Source organism: Klebsiella sp. w6, assembly GCF_033100215.1.
GTDB classification, from domain to species: domain Bacteria; phylum Pseudomonadota; class Gammaproteobacteria; order Enterobacterales; family Enterobacteriaceae; genus Klebsiella; species Klebsiella variicola.
Genome location: NZ_CP136907.1, coordinates 5,260,673 through 5,284,329, shown reverse-complemented (window position 1 = coordinate 5,284,329; position 23,657 = coordinate 5,260,673). Strand labels below are relative to the sequence as shown.

12 protein-coding genes, 1 tRNA gene and 3 rRNA genes are annotated in these 23,657 nt (G+C 56.6%); 11 read left to right on the top strand and 5 right to left on the bottom strand.

Going from position 1 to position 23,657, the window contains the following annotated elements; translation table 11 throughout:
- Positions 1–3: 3 nt before the first annotated feature.
- On the bottom strand, positions 4–441 hold the full coding sequence (zraP, locus tag R0140_RS25690) for a zinc resistance sensor/chaperone ZraP (protein WP_012543206.1): 438 nt from the start codon (positions 439–441) through the stop codon (positions 4–6).
- 259 nt (positions 442–700) lie between these two features.
- Here zraP and zraS point away from each other — a divergent pair, with 259 nt between their 5' ends.
- Together zraS and zraR are read left to right on the top strand one after the other, a co-directional pair.
- Complete coding sequence (zraS, locus tag R0140_RS25685; protein ID WP_008807988.1) at positions 701–2,095, top strand: two-component system sensor histidine kinase ZraS; 1,395 nt, start codon at positions 701–703, stop codon at positions 2,093–2,095.
- Positions 2,082–3,413, top strand: a complete 1,332-nt coding sequence (gene zraR, locus R0140_RS25680; protein WP_032741701.1) for a sigma-54-dependent response regulator transcription factor ZraR — start codon at positions 2,082–2,084, stop codon at positions 3,411–3,413. Before zraS ends, zraR begins: the two co-directional genes overlap by 14 nt.
- On the opposite strand, the gene purD is transcribed toward zraR, so the two are convergent.
- Together purD and purH are read right to left on the bottom strand one after the other, a co-directional pair.
- Positions 3,403–4,698 carry a phosphoribosylamine--glycine ligase gene (gene purD / locus R0140_RS25675; protein ID WP_023341011.1) on the bottom strand — a complete coding sequence of 432 codons (1,296 nt, stop codon included), beginning with the start codon at positions 4,696–4,698 and terminating at the stop codon, positions 3,403–3,405. The genes zraR and purD overlap by 11 nt on opposite strands.
- Positions 4,699–4,713: 15 nt before the next feature.
- Entirely contained in the window at positions 4,714–6,303 is a 1,590-nt protein-coding gene (gene purH / locus R0140_RS25670) for a bifunctional phosphoribosylaminoimidazolecarboxamide formyltransferase/IMP cyclohydrolase (protein ID WP_022064764.1), read from the bottom strand.
- A 627-nt stretch (positions 6,304–6,930) separates the two neighbouring features.
- Here purH and R0140_RS25665 point away from each other — a divergent pair.
- The 4 genes from R0140_RS25665 (at position 6,931) to rrf (ending at position 11,937) form a co-directional block, all read left to right on the top strand.
- Positions 6,931–8,470 (top strand): 16S ribosomal RNA (locus R0140_RS25665).
- Between the two features lie 85 nt (positions 8,471–8,555).
- Positions 8,556–8,631 (top strand) — tRNA-Glu (locus R0140_RS25660).
- Positions 8,632–8,821: 190 nt separating this feature from the next.
- Positions 8,822–11,725 (top strand): 23S ribosomal RNA (locus tag R0140_RS25655).
- A gap of 96 nt (positions 11,726–11,821) precedes the next feature.
- Positions 11,822–11,937, top strand: a 5S ribosomal RNA gene (rrf, locus tag R0140_RS25650).
- Together the 16S, 23S and 5S rRNA genes with 1 tRNA gene alongside form the textbook arrangement of a ribosomal RNA operon.
- A gap of 220 nt (positions 11,938–12,157) precedes the next feature.
- On the opposite strand, the gene R0140_RS25645 is transcribed toward rrf, so the two are convergent.
- Complete coding sequence (locus R0140_RS25645; protein ID WP_008807332.1) at positions 12,158–12,613, bottom strand: acetyltransferase; 456 nt, start codon at positions 12,611–12,613, stop codon at positions 12,158–12,160.
- A gap of 156 nt (positions 12,614–12,769) precedes the next feature.
- On the opposite strand from R0140_RS25645, the gene metA reads away from it, so the two are divergent.
- The 4 genes from metA (at position 12,770) to aceK (ending at position 18,832) form a co-directional block, all read left to right on the top strand.
- Positions 12,770–13,699 (top strand): homoserine O-acetyltransferase MetA, encoded by a 930-nt coding sequence (gene metA, locus R0140_RS25640; RefSeq protein ID WP_008807331.1) that lies wholly within the window; start codon positions 12,770–12,772, stop codon positions 13,697–13,699.
- Positions 13,700–13,959: 260 nt separating this feature from the next.
- The gene (aceB, locus tag R0140_RS25635; protein ID WP_008807330.1) at positions 13,960–15,561 is read left to right on the top strand and encodes a malate synthase A; all 1,602 of its coding nucleotides are present in this window, start codon (positions 13,960–13,962) and stop codon (positions 15,559–15,561) included.
- 79 nt (positions 15,562–15,640) lie between these two features.
- Positions 15,641–16,945 (top strand): isocitrate lyase, encoded by a 1,305-nt coding sequence (gene aceA / locus R0140_RS25630; protein WP_032701149.1) that lies wholly within the window; start codon positions 15,641–15,643, stop codon positions 16,943–16,945.
- Positions 16,946–17,047: 102 nt separating this feature from the next.
- Entirely contained in the window at positions 17,048–18,832 is a 1,785-nt protein-coding gene (gene aceK, locus R0140_RS25625; protein ID WP_012969170.1) for a bifunctional isocitrate dehydrogenase kinase/phosphatase, read from the top strand.
- 50 nt (positions 18,833–18,882) lie between these two features.
- On the opposite strand, the gene iclR is transcribed toward aceK, so the two are convergent.
- Positions 18,883–19,713, bottom strand: a complete 831-nt coding sequence (gene iclR / locus R0140_RS25620) for a glyoxylate bypass operon transcriptional repressor IclR (RefSeq protein WP_004206826.1) — start codon at positions 19,711–19,713, stop codon at positions 18,883–18,885.
- A 194-nt stretch (positions 19,714–19,907) separates the two neighbouring features.
- On the opposite strand from iclR, the gene metH reads away from it, so the two are divergent.
- A complete protein-coding gene (gene metH / locus R0140_RS25615) occupies positions 19,908–23,591 on the top strand; it encodes a methionine synthase (RefSeq protein ID WP_008807326.1) in 3,684 nt (1,227 codons plus the stop codon).
- Positions 23,592–23,657: the final 66 nt, after the last annotated feature.

Genomic DNA, 23,657 nt, shown 5'->3' with positions numbered 1-23,657 from the left:
CGATTACCAGTGGTTCATGCCCCTATGACCACCGCCGTTACCGCGGCAGCCGTTGTATCCCATTCCTGCGCCACGGGGAACGCCCGCCTCAGCCAGGGCGACATCAAACTTCACCCGCTGCTGATCCAGCTTCTGGCGTAAGCCTTCCATCTCCTGAGCGACAGCTTCAATCTTTCCACTGTCCGGCTTTTGCGTCGTGAGCAGCGCATTGTACTCATAGCGTTTGGACTGCAGCTGCTGGCGCAGGGCGCTGGTTTGCGCAGCGTAATCGTTATGCAGCTTTTGCGCGGTAGCCTGCTGCTCCTGGGTCAGCTGGCTGTAACCCTGCGCGCCCATTCTGTTGTTATCGCCCCAGTGATGGTTGGCCCAGGCCGCGTTGCTGCCAAAGGTCAGTGCGGCAAGGGTGACGAGGGTGAGAGGTAAGTTACGGTTCCGTTTCATGGCATTATCTCCTGTGTGGTTTCTCTCGTTATTGCATCTTCCATGCCAGCCTGAAAAAGCCCGCCCGTACGGGCCTGCCGGAGGAGCCGATGGGGAAGGTGGGTAAAAATGACCCGTTCCTGGCGGGTCAGGCGGGTCATTTTTACTCGCTAAACCGCAGGCGATATGTTTGAGAACAGGATTGACGGCGTGGGAAAATGGCATGATTTCTGCTGAAGGATCCTGCAGAAAGCGAAAAAGAGATGACAAGGACTCACCGATGAAGATCAAACCTTTCTCCCGGCACGCCGCTGCGGACGCCCTGAGCTGGCTGCTGACCGGCGCAATGGTGCTGTTGGTCATGCTGTTCTCCGTAATGATCGTCCGCGACTACGGTCGTGAGACGACCGCCGCCCGACAAACCATTGAGGAGAAGGGGAGCGTGCTGATCCGCGCGCTGGAGTCTGGCACGCGCGTCGGGATGGGGATGCGTATGCATCATGCGCAGCTGCAGGCCCTGCTGGAAGAGATGGCCTGGCAGCCTGGAGTGCTGTGGTTCGCGGTGACCGATGAAAACGGTAAAATCATCGCCCATAGCGATCCGCAACAGGTGGATAACGCGCTGTACAGTCCGGCGCAGATGCGCGAACTCCACGTGAGCGAACAGGCCCGCTGGCGCCGGCTTAGCGAACCGCAGCCGGCGCTGGAGATCTATCGCCAGTTCCGCCCGCTCAATCCTGCTCGCGGCCATCATATGGGGATGATGAATCGCGGCAACAGCGCGCTGGCTCAGCCCACTGTCCCGCAGGTGATTTTTATCGCCTTTGATAGCCGCGAGCTGGATGCGGCGCAGGCCCGCGGCCAGCGTAACATGATGATCATGCTGGGCGCCGCGGCGCTGGTCATCGCGGCGACGATCCTCGCTCAGTTCTGGTTCCGCCGCTATCGTCGCTCACGCCAGCAGCTGCTGGAGGCGATGGCCCGCAAAGAAAAGCTGGTGGCGCTTGGCCATCTGGCGGCGGGTGTCGCGCATGAGATCCGCAATCCGCTCTCTTCGATTAAAGGGCTGGCGAAGTATTTTGCCGAACGCACTCCCCCAGGCGGCGAAGCGCAGCAATTAGCCCAGGTGATGGCGAAAGAAGCCGACCGCCTGAACCGGGTGGTCAGCGAGCTGCTGGAGCTGGTCCGGCCCGCGCATTTAAATTACCAGCCGGTGGATATCAACGCGCTTATCCGGCACTCATTGCAGCTGGTAAGCCAGGATGCGCAGAGTCGCGGGATCGCACTGCAATTTACTCCGCGCCCTGAGTTAACCACGATCAACGCCGATGCTGACCGCCTGAACCAGGTGCTGTTGAACCTGTACCTGAACGCGATGCAGGCGATTGGCCGTGATGGCGTCATTCACGTATCGGCAAGCGAAGCCGATCGTCAGCGGGTGAAAATCGTCGTCACGGATAGCGGTAAGGGGATGAGCGATGAAGAGCTGCAGGCCATCTTCACACCGTATTTCACCACCAAGGCGGACGGCACGGGGCTGGGGCTGGCGGTGGTACAGAATATTATCGAACAACATGGCGGGACAATCCGCGCCGAAAGCCAGCCGGGGGCCGGAGCGATATTTACGCTTTGGCTACCGGTGGAGGCTCAACGGAGGGAAGATGAGCAGCGATAAAGTACAGATTCTGGTTGTCGATGATGACGTCAGCCACTGCACAATTCTGCAGGCGCTGCTGCGCGGCTGGGGCTATCAGGTGGCGTTAGCTCACAACGGCCTGCAGGCGCTGGAGCAGATCCATCAGCAGGTCTTCGACCTGGTGCTGTGCGATATCCGTATGGCGGAGATGGACGGTATCGCGACGCTAAAAGAGATTAAGGCCTATAACCCGGCGATACCGGTGCTGATCATGACGGCGTTTTCCAGCGTCGGCACGGCGGTAGAGGCCATTAAGTCCGGGGCGCTGGATTACCTGGTCAAACCGCTGGATTTTGACACCCTGCAGCAGACGCTGGTTCAGGCGCTGGCGCACACGCAACAGAGCGAGAGCGATCCCAGCGTTGCGACGGATTCACGGTGGGGCATGATTGGTGATAGCCCGGCGATGCGGGCGCTTATCAACAATATTATGTTGGTGGCGCCCTCAGATGCGACGGTGCTGATCTGCGGCGAATCGGGAACGGGTAAAGAACTGGTGGCGCGCGCCATCCACGCCTGCAGCGAGCGCCGCGAGAAGCCGCTGGTGACGCTAAACTGCGCGGCGCTGAATGAGTCGCTGCTGGAGTCCGAGCTGTTCGGTCATGAAAAAGGGGCGTTTACCGGGGCGGAACGGCGGCGGGAAGGGCGTTTTGTCGAGGCGGATGGCGGCACGCTGTTCCTTGATGAAATTGGTGATATCTCACCGCTGATGCAGGTGCGTCTGCTGCGGGCGATTCAGGAACGCGAGGTGCAGCGCGTTGGCAGTAACCAGACGCTTGCCGTTGATGTGCGGCTGATTGCCGCTACCCATCGTAATCTGGCGGAGGAGGTGAGCGCCGGGCGCTTTCGCCAGGATCTCTATTATCGCCTGAACGTCGTGACCATTGATATGCCGCCGCTGCGTCAGCGCCGGGAAGACATTCCTCTACTGGCGCAACACTTTCTTAAGCGCTATGCCGAACGCAATCGCAAAACGGTGCAGGGGTTTACGCCGCAGGCGATGGATCTGCTGATCCACTACCCCTGGCCGGGTAATATCCGTGAACTGGAAAACACGGTGGAGCGGGCGGTGGTGCTGCTGACCGGAAACTATATCTCCGAACGAGAACTGCCGCTGGCGATAGCGGGCACGCCGTTGCCGTCGGGTGGTAGCGAGAACGCGCTGATTCAGCCGTTAGTGGAAGTTGAAAAAGAAGTCATTCTTTCGGCGCTGGAAAAAACGGGCGGCAACAAAACTGAAGCCGCCCGTCAGTTAGGCATTACGCGGAAAACGCTGCTGGCAAAACTTAGCCGTTAGCTTTTTCACGTTCGATGGCGCGCCAGCCGATATCGTTACGGCTAAAGCTGCCGTCCCAGTGAATATCGGTCAGCAGTTGATAGGCGCGCTGCTGCGCCTGCGCCACGGTTTCACCCAGCGCGGTCACGCACAGCACGCGCCCGCCGTTGGTGACGACGCGCTGGTCGTCTGCCAGTTTGGTGCCGGCATGGAAGACTTTACCATCTGCCGCTTCCTGCTGCGGCAGGCCGAAGATCTCATCACCCGTGTTGTAATTGCCCGGATAGCCGCCGGCGGCAACCACCACACCCAGCGACGCGCGGTCATCCCACTCGGAGGTTTTCTCGTCCAGTTTGCCCGCGCAGGCGGCGAGGCACAGATCTACCAGGTCGGACTTCATGCGCAGCATGATCGGCTGGGTTTCCGGATCGCCAAAGCGGCAGTTGAACTCAATTACCTTCGGGTTACCCTGTTTGTCGATCATCAGACCGGCATACAGAAAACCAGTATAGGTATTGCCTTCAGCGGCCATGCCTTTCACGGTTGGCCAGATAATCCGCTCCATGGTGCGCTGATGGACTTCATCAGTCACGACCGGCGCCGGAGAATAAGCGCCCATCCCACCGGTGTTCGGGCCGGTATCGCCGTTGCCGACGCGTTTGTGATCCTGGCTGGTGGCCATCGGCAGGACGTGCTCGCCGTCGACCATCACAATAAAGCTGGCCTCTTCGCCATCGAGGAACTCTTCAATCACGATACGGTGGCCAGCATCGCCAAAGGCGTTGCCGGCCAGCATATCTTTGACCGCCGCTTCGGCTTCCTCAAGGGTCATCGCCACGATAACGCCTTTACCTGCCGCCAGACCGTCGGCTTTGATGACGATCGGCGCGCCTTTCTCCCGCAGATAAGCCAGCGCAGGCTCGACCTCGGTGAAATTCTGGTATTCCGCCGTCGGGATATGATGACGGGCGAGGAAATCTTTGGTGAAGGCTTTTGAGCCTTCCAGCTGCGCGGCGCCTTCGGTTGGCCCAAAGATGGTCAGCCCTGCGGCACGAAACGCGTCAACCACGCCAATGACCAGCGGCGCTTCCGGGCCAACGATGGTCAGATCGATGTTCTCATCCTGCGCAAAGCGAAGCAGCGCCGGAATATCGGTGACGCCGATGGCGACGTTTTGCAGCGCCGGCTCCAGGGCGGTACCCGCGTTGCCCGGCGCGACATAGACGGTATCAACCAGCGGTGACTGGGCCGCTTTCCAGGCCAGCGCGTGTTCGCGCCCGCCGTTGCCGATTACTAATACTTTCATCTGCTGCTCCGTGAATTAATGGCGGAAGTGGCGCATGTCGGTGAAGATCATGGCGATACCATGTTCGTCCGCGGCGGCAATCACTTCTTCGTCGCGGATAGAGCCGCCCGGCTGGATCACACAGGTGATGCCTACTGCGGCTGCGGCATCAATGCCGTCGCGGAACGGGAAGAAGGCGTCAGAGGCCATGGCGGAGCCTTTCACTTCCAGACCTTCGTCACCGGCTTTAATCCCGGCAATTTTCGCTGAGTAGACGCGGCTCATCTGACCGGCGCCTATGCCGATGGTCATGTTGTCTTTGGCATAGACGATGGCGTTGGATTTAACGAATTTCGCCACTTTCCAGCAGAACAGCGCATCGCGCAGTTCCTGCTCGCTCGGCTGACGTTTGCTGACCACGCGCAGTTCGCCCGCAGTGACCATGCCGAGATCGCGGTCCTGAACCAGCAGGCCGCCATTGACACGTTTGAAATCGAGGCCGGCAACGCGAGTATCCCACTGGCCACAGACCAGTACGCGGACGTTCTGTTTCGCGGCGGTGATCTTCAGCGCTTCTTCGCTGGCGGACGGCGCGATGATCACTTCGACGAACTGGCGAGAGATGATCGCCTGCGCGGTTTCTGCATCCAGCTCGCGGTTAAAGGCGATGATGCCGCCGAACGCGGAGGTTGGGTCAGTTTTATAGGCGCGATCGTAGGCGTCGAGAATCGAGTCGCTGACGGCAACGCCGCATGGGTTAGCGTGCTTAACGATCACGCAGGCTGGCTCATTGAACTCTTTCACGCACTCCAGCGCCGCATCGGTATCGGCAATGTTGTTATAGGAGAGCGCTTTGCCCTGCAGCTGAGTGGCGGTCGCCACGGAAGCTTCTTTGACATTCTCTTCTATATAGAAGGCAGCCTGCTGGTGGCTGTTTTCGCCGTAGCGCATATCCTGCTTCTTAATGAAGTTCAGATTCAGGGTGCGTGGGAAGCGGCCAGCGGCTTCTTTGCTTTCGCCGTGATAGGCCGGAACCATGCTGCCGAAGTAGTTAGCGATCATGCTGTCGTAAGCTGCGGTGTGTTCGAAGGCTTTAATGGCGAGGTCGAAGCGGGTGTTCAGCGTCAGGGAGCCTTCGTTGGCGTCCATCTCATTAATGATGGCGTCGTAGTCGCTGCTCTTCACTACGATAGCAACGTCTTTATGGTTCTTCGCTGCGGAGCGCACCATGGTTGGGCCGCCGATATCAATGTTTTCCACCGCGTCTTCCAGCGAGCAGCCTTCACGAGCGACGGTCTGGGCAAACGGGTAAAGGTTAACGACCACCATATCGATAGGCGCAATACCGTGCTGCTGCATGATACCGTCATCCTGACCGCGACGACCGAGGATGCCGCCGTGTACTTTCGGATGCAGGGTCTTCACGCGTCCATCCATCATTTCCGGGAAACCGGTGTAGTCAGAGACTTCGGTAACCGGCAGGCCTTTATCTGCCAGCAAGCGGGCGGTGCCGCCGGTGGACAGCAGCTCGACACCACGAGCGGAAAGCGCCTGCGCGAATTCGACGATACCGGCCTTGTCAGAAACACTGAGCAGAGCGCGGCGGACTGGACGACGTTGTTGCATGGTATTAAATCCCCAGGATTTGAACATTACAGAGAGCGTTAGGTGAGTTTTTGCCTAAAAACTCACCTAACGCACCCAACCGGGCATCCGTGTCATAGCGCGGCATTGTAACGAAAACGTTTGCGCAACGCTCGCGAATTTTTATCTTTCTCTTTCAGGCACCGTTTCTTCTTTATATAGAAGCTGACCCACCGGGCTTTTGTCGCCCTTTCATCGCGCTTCTGTGGATAATTCTGTGTGTAAAAGGGTATAAAGCGGGGTTTTGCTGGGGAATGCAGCAGTCAGTCATTTTTCTGCCATTTTTCTATTGCAGGCGCTCGAAAACTCCCTATAATGCGCCTCCATCGACACGGCGGATGTGAATCACTTCACACAAACAGCCAGTTCGGTTGAAGAGAAAAATCCTGAAATTCAGGGTTGACTCTGAAAGAGGAAAGCGTAATATACGCCACCTCGCGACAGAGCGCTAAAGCGCGTCGCAACTGCTCTTTAACAATTTATCAGACAATCTGTGTGGGCACTCAAAGTGACATGGATTCTTAACGTCCTCGGACGAAAAATGAATACCAAGTCTCTGAGTGAACATACGTAATTCATTACGAAGTTTAATTCACGAGCATCAAACTTAAATTGAAGAGTTTGATCATGGCTCAGATTGAACGCTGGCGGCAGGCCTAACACATGCAAGTCGAGCGGTAGCACAGAGAGCTTGCTCTCGGGTGACGAGCGGCGGACGGGTGAGTAATGTCTGGGAAACTGCCTGATGGAGGGGGATAACTACTGGAAACGGTAGCTAATACCGCATAACGTCGCAAGACCAAAGTGGGGGACCTTCGGGCCTCATGCCATCAGATGTGCCCAGATGGGATTAGCTAGTAGGTGGGGTAACGGCTCACCTAGGCGACGATCCCTAGCTGGTCTGAGAGGATGACCAGCCACACTGGAACTGAGACACGGTCCAGACTCCTACGGGAGGCAGCAGTGGGGAATATTGCACAATGGGCGCAAGCCTGATGCAGCCATGCCGCGTGTGTGAAGAAGGCCTTCGGGTTGTAAAGCACTTTCAGCGGGGAGGAAGGCGGTGAGGTTAATAACCTCATCGATTGACGTTACCCGCAGAAGAAGCACCGGCTAACTCCGTGCCAGCAGCCGCGGTAATACGGAGGGTGCAAGCGTTAATCGGAATTACTGGGCGTAAAGCGCACGCAGGCGGTCTGTCAAGTCGGATGTGAAATCCCCGGGCTCAACCTGGGAACTGCATTCGAAACTGGCAGGCTAGAGTCTTGTAGAGGGGGGTAGAATTCCAGGTGTAGCGGTGAAATGCGTAGAGATCTGGAGGAATACCGGTGGCGAAGGCGGCCCCCTGGACAAAGACTGACGCTCAGGTGCGAAAGCGTGGGGAGCAAACAGGATTAGATACCCTGGTAGTCCACGCTGTAAACGATGTCGATTTGGAGGTTGTGCCCTTGAGGCGTGGCTTCCGGAGCTAACGCGTTAAATCGACCGCCTGGGGAGTACGGCCGCAAGGTTAAAACTCAAATGAATTGACGGGGGCCCGCACAAGCGGTGGAGCATGTGGTTTAATTCGATGCAACGCGAAGAACCTTACCTGGTCTTGACATCCACAGAACTTTCCAGAGATGGATTGGTGCCTTCGGGAACTGTGAGACAGGTGCTGCATGGCTGTCGTCAGCTCGTGTTGTGAAATGTTGGGTTAAGTCCCGCAACGAGCGCAACCCTTATCCTTTGTTGCCAGCGGTTAGGCCGGGAACTCAAAGGAGACTGCCAGTGATAAACTGGAGGAAGGTGGGGATGACGTCAAGTCATCATGGCCCTTACGACCAGGGCTACACACGTGCTACAATGGCATATACAAAGAGAAGCGACCTCGCGAGAGCAAGCGGACCTCATAAAGTATGTCGTAGTCCGGATTGGAGTCTGCAACTCGACTCCATGAAGTCGGAATCGCTAGTAATCGTAGATCAGAATGCTACGGTGAATACGTTCCCGGGCCTTGTACACACCGCCCGTCACACCATGGGAGTGGGTTGCAAAAGAAGTAGGTAGCTTAACCTTCGGGAGGGCGCTTACCACTTTGTGATTCATGACTGGGGTGAAGTCGTAACAAGGTAACCGTAGGGGAACCTGCGGTTGGATCACCTCCTTACCTTAAAGAACCTGCCTTTGTAGTGCTCACACAGATTGTCTGATGAAAGTAAAGAAGCAAGGCGTCTTGCGATTGAGACTTCAGTGTCCCCTTCGTCTAGAGGCCCAGGACACCGCCCTTTCACGGCGGTAACAGGGGTTCGAATCCCCTAGGGGACGCCACTTGCTGGTTCGTGAGTGAAAGACGCGTGCCGATGTATCTCAAAACTCATCTCCGGGTGATGTTTGAGATATTTGCTCTTTAAAAATCTGGATCAAGCTGAAAATTGAAACGACACACTGTTTAAGTGTGTTCGAGTCTCTCAAATTTTCGCGACACGATGGTGTTTTACGAAACATCTTCGGGTTGTGAGGTTAAGCGACTAAGCGTACACGGTGGATGCCCTGGCAGTCAGAGGCGATGAAGGACGTGCTAATCTGCGAAAAGCGTCGGTAAGGTGATATGAACCGTTATAACCGGCGATGTCCGAATGGGGAAACCCAGTGCAATTCGTTGCACTATCGTTAACTGAATACATAGGTTAACGAGGCGAACCGGGGGAACTGAAACATCTAAGTACCCCGAGGAAAAGAAATCAACCGAGATTCCCCCAGTAGCGGCGAGCGAACGGGGAGCAGCCCAGAGTCTGAATCAGCTTGTGTGTTAGTGGAACGGTCTGGAAAGTCCGACGGTACAGGGTGATAGTCCCGTACACCAAAATGCACAGGTTGTGAACTCGAAGAGTAGGGCGGGACACGTGGTATCCTGTCTGAATATGGGGGGACCATCCTCCAAGGCTAAATACTCCTGACTGACCGATAGTGAACCAGTACCGTGAGGGAAAGGCGAAAAGAACCCCGGCGAGGGGAGTGAAAAAGAACCTGAAACCGTGTACGTACAAGCAGTGGGAGCACCTTCGGGTGTGACTGCGTACCTTTTGTATAATGGGTCAGCGACTTATATTCTGTAGCAAGGTTAACCGTATAGGGGAGCCGCAGGGAAACCGAGTCTTAACTGGGCGTTAAGTTGCAGGGTATAGACCCGAAACCCGGTGATCTAGCCATGGGCAGGTTGAAGGTTGGGTAACACTAACTGGAGGACCGAACCGACTAATGTTGAAAAATTAGCGGATGACTTGTGGCTGGGGGTGAAAGGCCAATCAAACCGGGAGATAGCTGGTTCTCCCCGAAAGCTATTTAGGTAGCGCCTCGTGAACTCATCTTCGGGGGTAGAGCACTGTTTCGGCTAGGGGGTCATCCCGACTTACCAACCCGATGCAAACTACGAATACCGAAGAATGTTATCACGGGAGACACACGGCGGGTGCTAACGTCCGTCGTGAAGAGGGAAACAACCCAGACCGCCAGCTAAGGTCCCAAAGTCATGGTTAAGTGGGAAACGATGTGGGAAGGCACAGACAGCCAGGATGTTGGCTTAGAAGCAGCCATCATTTAAAGAAAGCGTAATAGCTCACTGGTCGAGTCGGCCTGCGCGGAAGATGTAACGGGGCTAAACCATGCACCGAAGCTGCGGCAGCGACACTATGTGTTGTTGGGTAGGGGAGCGTTCTGTAAGCCTGCGAAGGTGGCCTGTGAGGGTTGCTGGAGGTATCAGAAGTGCGAATGCTGACATAAGTAACGATAAAGCGGGTGAAAAGCCCGCTCGCCGGAAGACCAAGGGTTCCTGTCCAACGTTAATCGGGGCAGGGTGAGTCGACCCCTAAGGCGAGGCCGAAAGGCGTAGTCGATGGGAAACAGGTTAATATTCCTGTACTTGGTGTTACTGCGAAGGGGGGACGGAGAAGGCTATGTTAGCCGGGCGACGGTTGTCCCGGTTTAAGCATGTAGGCGGAGGTTCCAGGTAAATCCGGTACCTTTTAACGCTGAGGTGTGATGACGAGGCACTACGGTGCTGAAGTAACAAATGCCCTGCTTCCAGGAAAAGCCTCTAAGCATCAGGTAACATTAAATCGTACCCCAAACCGACACAGGTGGTCAGGTAGAGAATACCAAGGCGCTTGAGAGAACTCGGGTGAAGGAACTAGGCAAAATGGTGCCGTAACTTCGGGAGAAGGCACGCTGGTGTGTAGGTGAAGTCCCTGCGGACGGAGCTGAGACCAGTCGAAGATACCAGCTGGCTGCAACTGTTTATTAAAAACACAGCACTGTGCAAACACGAAAGTGGACGTATACGGTGTGACGCCTGCCCGGTGCCGGAAGGTTAATTGATGGGGTTATCCGTAAGGAGAAGCTCTTGATCGAAGCCCCGGTAAACGGCGGCCGTAACTATAACGGTCCTAAGGTAGCGAAATTCCTTGTCGGGTAAGTTCCGACCTGCACGAATGGCGTAATGATGGCCAGGCTGTCTCCACCCGAGACTCAGTGAAATTGAACTCGCTGTGAAGATGCAGTGTACCCGCGGCAAGACGGAAAGACCCCGTGAACCTTTACTATAGCTTGACACTGAACATTGAGCCTTGATGTGTAGGATAGGTGGGAGGCTTTGAAGCGTGGACGCCAGTCTGCGTGGAGCCAACCTTGAAATACCACCCTTTAATGTTTGATGTTCTAACGTAGGCCCCTGACCGGGGTTGCGGACAGTGTCTGGTGGGTAGTTTGACTGGGGCGGTCTCCTCCCAAAGAGTAACGGAGGAGCACGAAGGTTAGCTAATCCTGGTCGGACATCAGGAGGTTAGTGCAATGGCATAAGCTAGCTTGACTGCGAGCGTGACGGCGCGAGCAGGTGCGAAAGCAGGTCATAGTGATCCGGTGGTTCTGAATGGAAGGGCCATCGCTCAACGGATAAAAGGTACTCCGGGGATAACAGGCTGATACCGCCCAAGAGTTCATATCGACGGCGGTGTTTGGCACCTCGATGTCGGCTCATCACATCCTGGGGCTGAAGTAGGTCCCAAGGGTATGGCTGTTCGCCATTTAAAGTGGTACGCGAGCTGGGTTTAGAACGTCGTGAGACAGTTCGGTCCCTATCTGCCGTGGGCGCTGGAGAATTGAGGGGGGCTGCTCCTAGTACGAGAGGACCGGAGTGGACGCATCACTGGTGTTCGGGTTGTCATGCCAATGGCACTGCCCGGTAGCTAAATGCGGAAGAGATAAGTGCTGAAAGCATCTAAGCACGAAACTTGCCCCGAGATGAGTTCTCCCTGAGACTATAAGTCTCCTGAAGGAACGTTGAAGACGACGACGTTGATAGGCCGGGTGTGTAAGCGCAGCGATGCGTTGAGCTAACCGGTACTAATGAACCGTGAGGCTTAACCTTACAACGCCGAAGCTGTTTTGGCGGATTTGAGAGAAGATTTTCAGCGTGATACAGATTAATCGATGCGTCCGCAGGACGTGTTGAAAACAGAATTTGCCTGGCGGCGATAGCGCGGTGGTCCCACCTGACCCCATGCCGAACTCAGAAGTGAAACGCCGTAGCGCCGATGGTAGTGTGGGGTCTCCCCATGTGAGAGTAGGGAACTGCCAGGCATCAAACAAAGCAGAAAGCTCAGTCGAAAGACTGAGCTTTTTGTTTTTGCGTTTTAACAAGAACCCCGTCCCGAAAGGTGCGGGGTTTTTTGCTGTGTGGGGTATATCTCCCCGGTGGCGCTGCGCTTACCGGGGCTACACGATCCGTAGCCCGGACAAGGTGCGCAGCACCGCCTCCGGGGAGGTCCCTGTCTAAGGGTCAGCAGTTGCGACGTCAATCTTAGTCTGCTTCAGCCTGCTGCTCATGTATCAAATTCAATAACGGATACGGTTGCCCCAGATCGTCCGTCTCAGAACGCCCTGTCACGTTAAAACCCATCCTCTGATAAAACCCGACCGCTTGTTCATTCTGCTCATTCACATTCGTCGTCAGCTTTGGCGTTAACGACAGGGCATGCTCAATCAGCAATTTCCCCACGCCGCAGCCGCGGACATCCGGATCGACGAACAGCGCATCCATATGCTCTCCGGTAAGCAGCATAAAGGCGATCGGCTGGTCCTGGGTGTTAGCCGCCACCCACAGCGGAGCCTCCGGTAAAAATGCGCGTACCATCTCCTCCAGCTCCTTTCGATACGCTTTTGACAGAAAATCGTGCGTGGCGTCGACCGACCGACACCATATCGCAATCAGTTTATCCCCTTCATCTGGCCGGGAACGGCGGATGCTAATAACCATATTTTCTCCTTTTCTTCATTCTTATATTCTAACTCAATGCGCGCCGTGAAATTTTCTCACCGTGAACATGCAGACTCGACATTCACCCGATTCCTGGTTATCTTCAGCTATCTGGATGTCTAAACGTTTATACGTATGCTATGAGGTAATACAGTTATGCCAATTCGGGTGCAGGACGAGCTACCAGCCGTCAGTTTCTTGCGCAATGAAAACGTCTTTGTGATGACGACAACACGTGCAACGACTCAGGAAATTCGCCCCCTGAAGGTGTTAATCCTCAACCTGATGCCGAAGAAAATCGAGACGGAAAATCAGTTCCTGCGTCTGCTGTCGAACTCTCCGCTGCAGGTGGACATCCAGTTGTTGCGTATTGATGCGCGTGAGTCGCGTAATACGCCGGCGGAGCATCTGAATAACTTTTACTGCAATTTCGATGAGATCTGCGATCAGAACTTTGATGGCCTGATTGTCACCGGTGCCCCCTTAGGCCTGGTTGAGTTTAACGATGTTGCTTACTGGCCACAGATCAAACAGGTGCTGGAGTGGGCGAAGGATCACGTCACCTCCACGTTGTTCGTCTGTTGGGCGGTTCAGGCCGCGCTGAATATTCTGTACGGCATTCCGAAGCAGACCCGCGCCGAAAAGATTTCTGGCGTTTATGAACACCATATTCTGCATCCACACGCCTTACTGACCCGCGGTTTCGACGACTCTTTCCTGGCCCCGCACTCACGCTATGCTGATTTTCCGGCGGGGCTTATCCGCGACTACACCGATCTCGAGATCCTCGCGGAGACGGAAGAGGGCGATGCGTATTTGTTTGCCAGCAAAGATAAGCGCATCGCCTTTGTTACCGGCCACCCGGAGTACGATGCCAATACCCTGGCAAGCGAATATTTCCGCGATGTGGAAGCCGGTTTGAATCCAGAGGTTCCTTACAACTATTTTCCGCAAAACGACCCGCAGAACAAACCGCGCGCCACCTGGCGGAGCCACGGCAATCTGCTGTTTGCTAACTGGCTTAACTATTATGTCTACCAGATTACACCATACGATCTGCGCCATATGAATCCTACACTGGAGTAATACTCTACACGAAACGATCCTAAAGCGTTTCAGCACTTTGCCTCTGGCACCTTCGGGTGCCTTTTTTATTTCCGAAATTCACTTCATGCTCGATGATAACTTTAATTCCATTGTTATCAATATGTTAAGTCTGTTTTAAAATTAAAATGGAAATTGTTTTTGATTTTGGAAATTAATTGAGTAGTCTTAATTGTGCTGAGCGAAAACTACACAACGATCTCTCGCTCGCTTCCAGCGGATCAACCAAGAGGAACAGCACAATGACGCAGCAGGCGACAATCACCGATGAACTGGCCTTTAGTCAGCCCTATGGCGAGCAGGAGAAGCAGATCTTAACGCCTGAGGCGGTAGAATTTCTGACGGAACTGGTGAGCCGCTTTGCGCCGGCGCGTAATAAGCTACTGGCCGCGCGTCAGCAGCAGCAGCAGGCCATTGATCAAGGTGTACTTCCTGACTTTATTTCGGAAACCGCTTCCATTAGAAATGGAAACTGGACCATCCGCGGTATCCCGGCGGATTTGCAGGATCGCCGTGTTGAAATCACCGGTCCCGTTGAACGCAAAATGGTCATTAACGCGATGAATGCCAACGTCAAAGTCTTTATGGCGGACTTTGAGGATTCGCTGGCGCCTGACTGGCGTAAAGTCATTGATGGCCAAATTAACCTGCGTGATGCCGTGAACGGGACTATTAGCTACACCAACGAGGCCGGCAAAATCTACCAGCTGCAGCCCAATCCCGCTGTGCTGGTATGCCGTGTGCGCGGCCTGCACCTGCCGGAAAAGCACGTCACCTGGCGTAATGAGGCCATCCCCGGCAGTCTGTTCGATTTTGCGCTCTATTTTTTTCATAACTACCAGGCGCTGCTGGCGAAGGGGAGCGGTCCCTACTTCTATCTGCCAAAAACCCAGGCCTGGCAGGAGGCGGCATGGTGGAACGATGTCTTTAGCTTTACGGAAGATCGCTTTGACCTGCCGCGCGGCACCATCAAGGCCACGCTGCTGATTGAGACGCTGCCAGCGGTGTTCCAGATGGATGAGATCCTGCATGCGCTGCGCGACCATATTGTTGGCCTGAACTGCGGCCGTTGGGACTACATCTTCAGCTATATCAAAACGCTGAAAAACCATCCGGACCGAGTGTTGCCTGACCGTCAGGTGGTGACGATGGATAAACCGTTCCTCAGCGCCTACTCACGGTTGTTGATTAAGACCTGCCACAAACGCGGTGCGTTTGCGATGGGCGGCATGGCGGCGTTTATCCCGAGCAAAGATGCCGAACGTAACCGTCAGGTGCTGAGCAAAGTCACCGCCGATAAAGAGCTGGAGGCGAACAATGGTCACGATGGCACCTGGATTGCCCACCCGGGGCTGGCGGATACCGCTATGGCGGTGTTTAACCGCGTACTGGGCGATAAGCCGAATCAGCTCTCGGTCACCCGGAGCGCGGATGCGCCAATTACCGCCGAACAGCTGCTGGCCCCCTGCGAGGGCGAGCGCACGGAAGCCGGGATGCGCGCCAACATTCGCGTGGCGGTGCAGTACATCGAAGCCTGGATCTCCGGCAACGGTTGCGTCCCGATTTATGGCCTGATGGAAGACGCCGCGACGGCCGAGATCTCGCGCACCTCTATCTGGCAGTGGATCCATCATCAGAAAACCCTGAACGACGGCACCCCGGTCACGAAGGCGCTGTTCCGCCAGTGGCTGGCGGAAGAGCTGATGGTGATTCAGGAGGAGCTGGGAGAGCACCGTTTCAGCCACGGCCGCTTTGACGATGCGGCGCGACTGATGGAGCAGATCACCACCTCCGACGAGCTAATTGATTTTCTGACATTACCGGGCTACCGCCTGCTGGCCTGATCGCCAGATGGTGTGGTTCGCCATTTAGTCCTTCACCAATGCGCCTGGGGAGCCAGGAAATTATATGGAGCATCTGCACATGAAAACCCGTACCCAACAAATCGAAGAATTAAATAAAGAGTGGACGAACCCGCGCTGGGAAGGCATTACCCGCCCGTACAGCGCGGAAGAGGTGGTGAAGTTACGCGGCTCGGTGAATCCGGAATGCACGCTGGCGCAGCTTGGCGCGGCGAAAATGTGGCGTCTGCTGCACGGTGAGGCGAAAAAAGGGTACGTCAACAGTCTCGGCGCGCTGACCGGCGGCCAGGCCTTGCAGCAGGCGAAGGCGGGTATCGAAGCCATTTATCTCTCCGGCTGGCAGGTGGCGGCGGATGCTAACCTGGCGTCCAGCATGTATCCGGATCAATCGCTGTATCCGGCCAACTCGGTACCGGCGGTGGTGGATCGGATCAACAACACTTTCCGTCGTGCCGATCAGATCCAGTGGTCGGTCGGGATTGAACCGAACGATCCGCGTTATATCGACTACTTCCTGCCGATCGTGGCGGATGCGGAGGCCGGTTTTGGCGGCGTCCTTAACGCCTTTGAGCTGATGAAATCGATGATTGAAGCCGGTGCAGCGGCGGTTCACTTCGAAGATCAGCTGGCGTCAGTGAAGAAGTGCGGTCATATGGGCGGTAAAGTGTTGGTCCCGACCCAGGAGGCGATTCAGAAGCTGGTGGCGGCGCGTCTGGCAGCCGACGTGATGGGGGTCCCGACGCTGGTGATCGCCCGTACCGATGCCGATGCGGCCGATTTAATTACCTCTGACTGCGATCCGTACGATCGTGAGTTTATTACCGGGGATCGCACCAGCGAAGGGTTCTTCCGCACCCACGCCGGGATCGAGCAGGCGATCAGTCGCGGGCTGGCTTATGCGCCGTATGCGGATCTGGTGTGGTGCGAAACGTCGAAACCGGATCTTGAGCAGGCGCGCCGCTTTGCTGAGGCTATCCATGCGCGTTTCCCTGGCAAACTGCTGGCCTATAACTGCTCGCCGTCGTTTAACTGGAAGAAAAATCTCGATGATAAAACCATCGCCAGCTTCCAGCAGCAGCTGTCGGACATGGGATACAAATACCAGTTTATTACCCTCGCCGGGATCCACAGCATGTGGTTCAACATGTTCGACCTCGCCCATGCCTACGCTCAGGGTGAGGGGATGCGCCACTATGTTGAGAAAGTGCAGCAGCCGGAATTCGCTGCCGCGCCGGAAGGCTATAGCTTCGTCTCGCACCAGCAGGAGGTGGGCACTGGCTACTTCGACAAAGTCACTACCATTATCCAGGGCGGCGCCTCATCGGTGACGGCGCTGACCGGCTCGACCGAAGAAGATCAGTTTTGAGCCATGCCCGGCGGCGCGACGCTGACCGGGCCTGGGAAGGGATGCAGGCCGGATAAGCGAGCGCGCCATCCGGCATGACGTGGTGCCGGATGGGGGAAAGCGATGACGCGTGGCCTGGAACTACTGATTGCCCAAACCATTTTACAGGGATTCGACGCCCAGTACGGGCGTTTCCTGGAGGTGACCTCCGGCGCGCAGCAGCGCTTTGAACAGGCTGACTGGCACGCCGTACAGCAGGCGATGAAGCAGCGTATCCATCTCTACGATCACCACGTTGGCCTGGTGGTAGAGCAGCTGCGCTGCATTACCGAAGGGAAAAGTACCGACGTCGATTTTCTTCTGCGGGTGAAACAGCAGTACACCCAACTGTTGCCGGATTACCCTCGCTTTGAAATTGCCGAGAGCTTTTTCAATTCGGTCTACTGCCGACTGTTTGACCACCGCTCGCTGACCCCCGAGCGGCTCTTTATTTTCAGTTCGCAGCCCGAGCGTCCCTTTCGCACCCTACCGCGACCGCTGGCGAAAGATTTCTTTCCGGAACGCGGCTGGTCCCACCTGCTGGGCAAAGTACTGTCCGATTTGCCGCTGCGGCTGCCGTGGCAGAACAAAGCGCGGGATATCGGCTATATCATTGCCAGTCTGCAGGAGGCGCTGGGGGAGGAACTGCTCGCCACCTGTCATCTGCAGGTCGCCAATGAGCTGTTCTACCGGAATAAAGCCGCCTGGCTGGTGGGCAAACTGGTCATGCCGATGGCGACGCTGCCTTTTTTGCTGCCGATCCACCGCAGCGATGAGGGTGAGCTGTTTGTTGACACCTGCCTGACCACCCATGCCGAAGCAAGCATCGTTTTTGGCTTCGCGCGTTCCTATTTTATGGTTTATGCGCCGTTGCCCGGCGCTCTGGTGGAATGGCTGCGTGAGATCCTGCCGGGCAAAACGACGGCCGAGCTGTACATGGCGATTGGCTGTCAGAAGCACGCCAAAACCGAAAGCTATCGCGAATATTTACACTACATTACTCGCTGCGATGAGCAGTTTATTGAAGCGCCGGGCATTCGCGGGATGGTGATGCTGGTGTTTACCCTGCCGGGGTTTGACCGGGTGTTTAAGGTGATCAAAGACCGCTTCGCGCCGCAGAAAGAGGTGACCGCCGCCCACGTGCGCGCCTGCTATCAGCTGGTAAAGGAGCATGACCGCGTCGGGCGGATGGCGGATACCCAGGAGTTTGAAAATTTCGTGCTGGATAAACGGCAAATCGCGCCGGCGCTGCTGGCGCTGTTGCAGGCGGAAGCGGGGAACAAACTTACCGATCTCGGCGACCGCATCGTCATCAGTCATCTGTATATTGAACGGCGAATGGTGCCGCTCAACCTGTGGCTGGAGCAGGTTAACGGCCAGGCATTGCGTGATGCGGTAGAAGAGTATGGCAATGCTATCCGCCAGCTGGCCGCCGCCAACATCTTTCCCGGCGATATGCTGTTTAAAAACTTCGGTGTCACCCGCCATGGCCGGGTGGTGTTCTACGACTATGACGAAATTTGCTATATGACAGAGGTGAATTTCCGCCAGATCCCGCCGCCGCGCTATCCGGAAGATGAGCTGGCCAGCGAGCCGTGGTACAGCGTTTCGCCGGGGGATGTGTTTCCGGAGGAGTTCCGCCACTGGCTGTGCGCCGACCCGCGCGTTGGGCCGCTGTTTGAGGAGATGCATGCCGACCTGCTGCGCGCGGACTACTGGCGCGAGCTGCAGACGCGGATTAAAAACGGCCATGTGGAAGATGTTTACGCCTACCGGCGCAAGCAGCGTTTTAGCGTGCGCTATGGCGCTGACAGTAGGCCGGATAAGGTGTTTACGCCGCCATCCGGCAGGGTGCGCCGATCTGCCTGATGGCGCTACGCTTATCAGGCCTACTTAAAATGCCCCAGTGGGGCATTTTTTTATTTAACCCCGCCATACGCCAGCGTCACTTCCTTCGCCGCTTTGATCACCAGCGCGCCCAGCTCGGTCACCCGGTCATCGGTCATGCGTGAAATCGGCCCGGAGATGGAGATTGCCGCGAACGGTTCGCGATGTTCATCATAAATGCAGGCGGCGACGCAGCGCAGGCCGAGCGCGTGCTCCTCGTCATCGAAAGAGTAGCCCCGTTTGCGGGTCTGCGCTAAATCTTCCTTCAGATGCAGCGGCGAGACCAGCGTGGCATGCGTATAGGCATGCAGCCCTTTACGGTGCAGCAGGCTGGTGACCTGCTCTTCGCTTAATTGCGAGAGAAACGCCTTCCCGGCGCCGGAGGCGTGCATCGGCAGTTTACCGCCGATCGGCGCCGACATACGCATCAGCTGGGTGCACTGCACCTGGTCGATAATGATCGCCTGGTGGTCGCTCTGGTCAAGTACCGCCAGATTCACCGTTTCACCGGAATCTTCCATCAGCTGGCGCAGGATCGGGTGGACAATCGCCAGCAGATTGCGGCTTTGCAGAAAGCTGCTGCCCACCACGAAGGCATGCGCCCCGACGGCCCAGTGGCCCAGCTCGCCGACCTGGCGGACGAAACCCAGCTGCTGCATGGTGGTCAGCAGGCGGTGAGTGGTGGAGTTGGGCAGACCCGCCTGCTGCGCCAGCTCGGTCAGCGCGACGCTGCTGTGAGACTCGGCAATCCATTCGAGCAATTTCAGGCCGCGGGTCAGCGACTGAACCTGACCGCCAGCCTGCTGGGCGGTGGCAGCCGCGGGTTTTCTGCCGCGTTTCGCGGGAACGGGGGTAGTGGCCATCGCGGACTCCTTTTTCTGTATCGTGGAAATGATTTTCGTTTTATTTGGCGATAATGCAATCACAACCGGACTCATCGGAGGAGTGAAGCTGAACATGTCTCATATTGCCTGTTGTTGTCTTTTCCGCTCCGGTGGTTTATGCCAGTATGGTTTGTTGGCTATTTGGCCTGAGTTGAGCGTTGTCGGGAGCAAGTGTGAGCAGCAAAGTTGAGCAACTGCATCAGCAGTTAAAAGAACGTATTCTGGTTCTGGATGGGGGCATGGGCACCATGATCCAGGGCTATCGTCTGAGTGAGCAGGACTTTCGCGGTGAGCGCTTTGCTGACTGGCCGTGCGACCTGAAAGGCAACAACGACCTGCTGGTGCTCAGCAAGCCCGAGGTGATCCGCGAGATCCACGACGCCTACTTCGAGGCCGGTGCGGATATCATTGAGACCAACACCTTTAACTCGACGACCATCGCGATGGCGGATTACCAGATGGAATCCCTGTCGGCCGAGATCAACTTTGCCGCGGCGAAGCTGGCCCGCGCCAGCGCCGACGCCTGGACGGCCCGCACGCCGGAAAAACCGCGCTACGTCGCGGGCGTGCTTGGCCCGACCAACCGTACCGCCTCTATTTCGCCTGATGTGAACGATCCGGCGTTCCGTAATATTACCTTTGACCAGCTGGTGGCTGCCTATCGCGAATCCACCCGGGCGCTGGTGGAAGGTGGCGTGGATCTGATCCTGATTGAAACGGTATTTGATACTCTGAACGCCAAGGCGGCCATCTATGCGGTGAAAGAGGAGCTGGAGGCGCTGGGCGTTGACCTGCCGCTGATGATCTCCGGCACCATCACCGATGCGTCCGGCCGCACGCTTTCCGGACAGACCACCGAAGCCTTTTATAACTCGCTGCGTCACGCCGAAGCCTTATCGTTTGGTCTGAACTGCGCCCTCGGGCCGGACGAACTGCGGCAGTATGTCCAGGAGCTGTCGCGCATCGCCGAATGCTACGTTACCGCGCACCCGAACGCCGGTCTGCCCAACGCCTTCGGTGAATACGATCTGGATGCCGACACCATGGCGACGCAAATTCGCGAATGGGCGGAAGCCGGTTTCCTCAATATCGTCGGCGGCTGCTGCGGTACGACCCCGGAGCATATTGCCGCTATGAGCCGGGCGGTGGCCGGTTTACCGCCGCGCCAGTTGCCGGAACTGCCGGTGGCCTGCCGCCTCGCCGGCCTGGAGCCGCTGAACATCGGCGACGACAGCCTGTTCGTTAACGTCGGCGAACGTACCAACGTCACCGGCTCGGCGAAATTTAAGCGCTTGATCAAAGAAGAGAAGTACAGCGAAGCGCTGGACGTTGCCCGTCAGCAGGTCGAAAGCGGCGCGCAGATTATCGATATCAACATGGATGAGGGGATGCTCGACGCGGAAGCGGCGATGGTGCGCTTCCTCAACCTGATTGCCGGCGAGCCGGACATTGCCCGCGTGCCGATCATGATCGACTCCTCCAAGTGGGAAGTCATTGAAAAGGGTTTGAAATGCATTCAGGGCAAAGGCATTGTTAACTCGATTTCGATGAAAGAGGGCGTCGAACCCTTTATCCACCATGCGAAGCTGGTTCGCCGTTATGGCGCCGCGGTAGTGGTGATGGCCTTTGACGAAGTGGGTCAGGCCGACACCCGCGAACGCAAAATTGAGATTTGCCGTCGCGCTTACAAAATTCTCACTGAAGAGGTCGGCTTCCCGCCAGAAGATATCATCTTTGATCCCAATATCTTTGCGGTAGCGACCGGTATCGAAGAGCATAACAACTATGCGCAGGACTTTATCGGCGCCTGCGAAGACATCAAACGCGAGCTGCCGCATGCGCTGATCTCCGGCGGCGTCTCCAACGTGTCGTTCTCGTTCCGCGGTAATGACCCGGTACGTGAGGCGATCCACGCCGTGTTCCTCTACTACGCGATCCGTAACGGCATGGATATGGGGATCGTCAACGCCGGCCAGCTGGCGATTTACGACGATCTGCCGGGCGAGCTGCGCGACGCGGTCGAAGATGTGATCCTTAACCGCCGCGATGACAGTACCGAACGGTTACTTGAGCTGGCGGAAAAATATCGCGGCAGCAAAGCGGACGACGGCGCGAATGCTCAGCAGGCGGAATGGCGCAGTTGGGACGTGAAAAAGCGTCTCGAATATTCGCTGGTGAAGGGCATTACCGAATTTATCGAACAGGACACCGAAGAAGCGCGTCAGCAGGCTGCCCGCCCGATTGAGGTGATTGAAGGGCCGCTGATGGACGGCATGAACGTGGTCGGCGACCTGTTCGGCGAAGGTAAAATGTTCCTGCCGCAGGTGGTGAAATCCGCTCGCGTGATGAAACAGGCGGTGGCCTACCTCGAACCTTATATCGAAGCCAGCAAAGAACAGGGCTCCAGTAACGGCAAAATGGTGATTGCCACCGTAAAAGGCGACGTTCACGACATCGGTAAAAATATCGTCGGCGTGGTGCTGCAGTGTAATAACTACGAAATTATCGATCTTGGCGTGATGGTCCCGGCGGATAAAATTCTCAAAACCGCCAAAGAGGTCAATGCGGATCTGATCGGCCTTTCCGGGCTGATTACTCCGTCACTGGACGAGATGGTTAACGTGGCGAAAGAGATGGAGCGCCAGGGCTTTACCATCCCGCTGCTGATCGGTGGCGCGACTACCTCGAAAGCGCATACGGCGGTGAAAATCGAGCAGAACTACAGTGGCCCGACCGTTTACGTACAGAACGCCTCGCGCACCGTCGGGGTGGTGGCTGCGCTGCTCTCGGATACGCAGCGCGATGATTTTGTCGCCCGCACGCGTAAAGAGTATGAGACCGTGCGTATCCAGCATGGGCGTAAAAAACCGCGCACGCCGCCGGTGACCCTGGCCGCCGCGCGGGAAAACGATCTGGCCTTCGACTGGGAGAGCTACACGCCGCCGGTGGCCCATCGCCTGGGGGTACAGGAGGTGGAAGCGAGCATCGAGACGCTGCGCAACTACATCGACTGGACGCCGTTCTTCATGACCTGGTCGCTGGCGGGCAAATACCCGCGGATTCTGGAGGATGAAGTGGTGGGCGAAGAGGCACAGCGCCTGTTCAAAGACGCCAACGATTTGTTAGATAAACTCAGCGCAGAGAAAACCCTGAACCCGCGCGGCGTGGTCGGGTTGTTCCCGGCCAACCGCATTGGCGACGATATTGAAATTTATCGCGATGAAACCCGCACCCATGTGCTGACGGTGAGCCATCACCTGCGCCAGCAGACGGAAAAGGTCGGCTTCGCGAACTACTGCCTCGCCGATTTTGTCGCGCCGAAGCTGAGCGGCAAGGCAGACTACATCGGCGCCTTTGCCGTGACCGGCGGCCTGGAAGAGGACGCGCTGGCGGACGCCTATGAAGCGCAGCATGATGACTATAACAAGATCATGATCAAGGCCATCGCCGATCGTCTGGCGGAAGCCTTCGCCGAGTATCTGCACGAGAAAGTGCGTAAGGTCTACTGGGGGTATGCGGCCAATGAGAACCTCAGCAATGAGGAACTTATTCGCGAGAATTACCAGGGGATCCGTCCGGCGCCGGGGTATCCGGCCTGTCCGGAGCACACCGAAAAAGGCACCATCTGGCAGCTGCTGGACGTCGAAGCCCATACCGGCATGAAGCTGACCGAATCGTTCGCCATGTGGCCGGGGGCATCGGTTTCCGGCTGGTACTTCAGCCATCCGGACAGCAAGTACTTCGCCGTGGCGCAGATCCAGCGCGACCAGGTCGAAGACTACGCGCTGCGTAAAGGGATGACCCCGGCGGAAGTCGAGCGCTGGTTAGCGCCTAATCTGGGCTATGATGCCGACTAAATCGTCACCTTTCCTTACAACAAACAAGGCGCTCTGTGAGCGCCTTGTCTCTTTATTGAGGTTAAC